The sequence below is a fragment of the Agaribacillus sp. DX54 genome (assembly GCF_056858335.1).
Genome location: NZ_JBXEQE010000076.1, coordinates 1 through 4,461, shown reverse-complemented (window position 1 = coordinate 4,461; position 4,461 = coordinate 1). Strand labels below are relative to the sequence as shown.

General features: G+C 38.1%; 4 protein-coding genes. 1 reads left to right on the top strand and 3 read right to left on the bottom strand.

Annotated features, from left to right (window positions below; all coding sequences use genetic code 11):
* Positions 1 to 62: 62 nt before the first annotated feature.
* The 3 genes from AC04NP_RS30250 to xerA all read right to left on the bottom strand — a co-directional run bounded on the left by AC04NP_RS30250 (position 63) and on the right by xerA (position 2,854).
* Positions 63 to 1,112, bottom strand: coding sequence for a Fic family protein (locus tag AC04NP_RS30250; RefSeq protein ID WP_482863861.1), 1,050 nt, complete (start codon positions 1,110 to 1,112; stop codon positions 63 to 65).
* A gap of 208 nt (positions 1,113 to 1,320) precedes the next feature.
* Positions 1,321 to 1,890, bottom strand: a complete 570-nt coding sequence (locus tag AC04NP_RS30245) for a tyrosine-type recombinase/integrase (RefSeq protein WP_482863860.1) — start codon at positions 1,888 to 1,890, stop codon at positions 1,321 to 1,323.
* A gap of 136 nt (positions 1,891 to 2,026) precedes the next feature.
* Positions 2,027 to 2,854 (bottom strand): site-specific tyrosine recombinase/integron integrase, encoded by an 828-nt coding sequence (gene xerA / locus AC04NP_RS30240; RefSeq protein WP_482863859.1) that lies wholly within the window; start codon positions 2,852 to 2,854, stop codon positions 2,027 to 2,029.
* Positions 2,855 to 2,990: 136 nt separating this feature from the next.
* On the opposite strand from xerA, the gene AC04NP_RS30235 reads away from it, so the two are divergent.
* A complete protein-coding gene (locus tag AC04NP_RS30235) occupies positions 2,991 to 3,878 on the top strand; it encodes a hypothetical protein (RefSeq protein WP_482863858.1) in 888 nt (295 codons plus the stop codon).
* Positions 3,879 to 4,461: the final 583 nt, after the last annotated feature.

Sequence of the window (4,461 nt, the reverse complement as noted above, 5' to 3'; positions counted from 1 at the left end):
TCTAAGTAATAGGATTGGTGAAGAAAAATGATAGGATTATGATGGTCTGTGGTTTGATTGGTTTAACGAAAATAGTTTTTAACTCCGAACTCGTTTTGCTCAATAAATATGGCTTTAAAAGCTGCCAGATTATTTTGTTCATAAAAGAGCAACATGGCCTTTTTGTAATCCATTGAGTCTACGCTGCGGTAAGACAATGGACAGGCATCATCAGCAATAAGAAGAGCATTGCTTATCATCCGACCGGTGCGTTTATTCCCATCTTCAAAAGGCTGTATGTAAGAAATTAATGCCACGGCAATTAAAGCTCTTTCAAACCCATTATTTTTAGTATTAATCAAGTCACACATCAGTTCAAGATTTTCCCTGATCTGATATTCATTGTCCAGGGGCTTATAGGCTGTCCCAGTGATACCGACAGCCCGCGAGCGAATATTGCGTCCTACATTTAAATCCTTAATCAATAAAGAGTGGATTTCTTCTATGGTGCGCAAATCAAGGGTTTTAGCAAGATCTTTATGCTCCATAAGATAGGTAATAGCATCTTTGTGATTGAGCAGCATTATTGCTTCCTCTTTGGTTTTATTATCTGCTTCTTGTTTTTCTTTAAAAAGCCTCTCGGTTTCCAATAAGGTATAAGTATTTCCCTCAATCTGTGAAGATTTCCAGCTTAGTTCTATTGTCAGGCGTTCCAGTTCTTTTTGATAAAGTATAGGAGAAAGGCTTGCGATATTGGTTTGGTATTCTTGCTTTAATTTTTGCAGGAAGGTTAATTCTTGATTAGTAAAAACCGAAATTTCCTCTAAAGACTGAAGTAATTCATAATTAAATGCAGTATTAGCCCTTCGCATATCAGGATCAAGGTCAAAGTAATCGGACGCATTAACTGGAGCAAATAGCTTGTAATTGATGGCTATTATGTAGGTAACAGATCTTCCTGCTCCAAGCTTCTTCAGGTAGTTAGCTTCGACCAGTTTAGCCATATCTCTGTTAAGAGTAGGAATACTAGGGTCACTACTAAGAAGCTCTTTGACTCTTGAGATCGATGCTTGTCCTTGTGCATCCACTATATCAATGATTTTCTGCTGGCGCGGAGTAAGGTTCATAATCATGTTTTTCCTATCACGAAACTAATCTAATCCTATCAAAAGTAATAGGATTAGTAAAGAAAAATGATAGGATTATGATGGCCTACGGTTTGTTCATATAGAATTTGTTGCAGGGTCTTTAGAAAGCCGTTTATCTATATGAGTTCATCTTCAAGCGCATGAAGCTGTGGCGTGCATGCGCTGAATTTCTCATTGCTGATTTTTTTTGTCATCACCAAATGCCACTTGCGATTTCACGCTCCTCCACACCGACAATGTTGAGATAAATTTCGGTTGTTTCAAGGGTGCAATGACCAAGCCATTTCTTAAGCAAGGTGAGAGGAACCTTGGTCACTGCATTAACGGCGAAACCATGACGTAGCCCTTTAGCACACCCACGCACGCCTTTTATGTTGGCTATTTTCATTGCACGTTTAATCTGCCTGGAAGCTGTGCGAAGCGAAAACGGCCATAAGCGAGACCCTTTTTGAAGCTTCACCTTATCACAGTATGCTTCCAGGTCATTCAGTAAAAATTCCGGAATTGGAATTTCACGATAGATCCCGCGCTTTCTTTTCTTGAGACTTTCAATAACCACTGTGCCATTGGAGACATCAATACGCCCTGTTGTGAGATTATGGATTTCTGCTATGCGTGCCCCGGTATAATAGAGCAACTGACAGAATAGTCTTACTTCTGTTGGTTGCTGCTTTGTGATTTCTAAAAATCTGAGCCTTTCATTTTGGTTCAAATACTTACGCTGTCCGTGGTTGTCATATAGTGACATTGTGCTTTTATACATGATATTTTCTTTCTCAAGATAACTGTCCGAGTATTAAATATTCTCGGACAAAAAATCAACAAAAAAATGAGGTATTGGAGAAATTCGGTAGCCTTTACATGACATTGGATGTAACCATTTTTCTAAATATCACTATTCAAATATCCAGATTATCAAGAGGACTCTTTATTGATAGTACACTTTGTTTGGCTACGTGAGTGTAAATCATGGTTGTTTTAATACTGTTATGGCCGAGTAATTTTTGAATTATGCGGATATCAGTCCCGTTCTCCAGCAAGTGAGTTGCATAACTATGGCGAAAAGTATGGGCTGTCACTTTTTTCTTAACTCCAGCTCGATTCGAATATCTTTTGATGAATTGATTAGCTGATGAATTTGAATATTGAGGACTATCCCGGCCTTCAAACAAGTATTTTTTTGGTTTATGTTTCTTGTAGTATTCCCTCAAAATAATGAGTAGATTTTGACTTAATGGCACCAATCTATCTTTTACTCCTTTACCTCCCTTTACCAGAATGGTCATTCGATCAGAATCAATGTTATTGACTTCCAGGTTAATAACTTCACCAATTCTCAAACCTGAACTGTAGAGCAACGCCAATATCGCTTTATGCTTAATGTTCCTTGCTTCTTTTAAGATAGCATAAACTTCTCTTTTGCTAAGGACTTCTGGAAGAACGAAATCACTCTTTCTGGGAAGTAGAAAATGAAAGTTAGTTTCTACTCCTTCAACTTCTAAAAAATACAACTTTAGTGCATTGACTAATTGCTTTTGGGTAGATCTTGAAATCTTTTTACTATGGATTTGTGAATAGACATAGCCATGAAGATCGGTTTCAGAAAGTCGGTTCACAGGTATATTGAGTTCACGCTCAATTTTAGAAATGAAAGAACAATAGGTGAGAATGGTGTTTTCACTATAGCGTTTAACCTCCATAATCTTCCGTAAATCAGCTACACTCATTAGGGCTTAAATCTACAGAATAATTGAATATAATAGCTGATTTGAATGCCAAAATGGTTGGTTAAAAGGTGTTATTTAGCTAAGTTGCGTTTACATATACGTTATGATCAATTTCTCACCAAACGAAAGGGTAAGAATGAAAAAAGTATTGCTGATTAATATCGCATTCTTGACAATAGTTTCTGTTAAAGCTCAAACCCTAACAGGAAGTCGACTTGAACTTACAAGTCACAGCCCAAAAATTGTGTTCAATGCAGAATCCGCAGGACAAACTATTGATAACAATGGCGCAAATCATGGATGGCCTGGCCTTTTATTCAATGCCTATGACCAGCAAGGAGGGCCTCTTGTTACGAAGTGGAATATGACATATTCAGCCCGAGACAATCATCTATATTTCTTCGATTATTCTCATAATAGAAGTGCATTCGAATTAAAAGATAATGGTGATATAGTTTTCAGACCATATTCGAACTTTGGAATTGGCACAACGACACCAAGTGCTTCCTTTGAATTAGTTGGTAACATAGGCTCATCAAATGGAAGGAACTTTAAAGTAACTTATGTAGGAGGTGGAAATCTTGCTAATACGGAATTTTCTGCTTTAACCCACATAACTCATATCCCGAATATTAACGGCTGGACTGCATTATACGCAAAACAAGGTAGTGCAAAAAAAGCAGGTGTGTTTGACGGTGACGTCTCGGTAAATGGACACATTCATACAAAAGAAGTTAAAGTTGACTTGAACGGCTGGTCAGACTTTGTCTTTGAGAACAATTACGAACTTCGAACTTTGGAAGAAGTGGAAAAACATATTGCAGAAAATGGCTATCTCCCTGAAATTCCAAGTGAAGCAGAGGTAACTGAGAACGGAATCAATCTTGGAGAGATGAATGCCAAACTTCTTCAGAAGATAGAGGAACTAACTCTTTATCTCATTGAACAGAATAAGGAGCTCAAGAATGCTCAAGCGGAAATTCTCGAACTAAAAGAAAAGGTTAACGGCCTGGAAAATAAATAGAGATCATAACAGGCACTAAAATGAATATGCGAACAGAGCCATCTGATATGATAATGCAGGCAGTAATTTTTGGTGCTTCTTGCAGCTGAGACGCATACTCATTTTAGTTGGACGTTCGGTCCAATGCTACGCTGCGCATCGAACCTAATGTGCGGGCGACTTCGAAATAAGTCTTGGCCGTGCTCTTTGCTTGCACTGTGCAGAACTTGCGGCTAAAGGCCCATATTTTTCAGAAACTTCTCGATCACTCCTTGAATTTCTTCTATTCCAAATCTTTAACACTATTTGTATAGCCTAACGCATAATCGAGGTTTAACAATACTCAAAAACTTCACCTTTTAGGTTTGCCAAATCATAGTTCCTACCATGAACAGGCCGCTTTCCGATAAAAAACTCATGGTGGCATACTATATTTAATTTTCGGACAAAATCGCTCAAAGATCAGCCATTAAGGGCATTCAGAGCCCATTTCAGGGTCTTGTCGGGGGTGATTTCTATTGTTCAAATTCTTAAAAAACAACCTTATGAAAAAGAAAAAATGTGACACATGTTTTGGGACCGGGAAGGTCACAAGCGGTAGCGG

What these genes read in the sequence shown, in the direction of transcription:
- AC04NP_RS30250 (WP_482863861.1), bottom strand. Translation starts at nt 1,112, where the DNA reads ATGATTATGAACCTTACTCCGCGCCAGCAGAAAATCATTGATATAGTG.
- AC04NP_RS30245 (WP_482863860.1), bottom strand. Translation starts at nt 1,890, where the DNA reads ATGTATAAAAGCACAATGTCACTATATGACAACCACGGACAGCGTAAG.
- xerA (WP_482863859.1), bottom strand. Translation starts at nt 2,854, where the DNA reads ATGAGTGTAGCTGATTTACGGAAGATTATGGAGGTTAAACGCTATAGT.
- AC04NP_RS30235 (WP_482863858.1), top strand. Translation starts at nt 2,991, where the DNA reads ATGAAAAAAGTATTGCTGATTAATATCGCATTCTTGACAATAGTTTCT.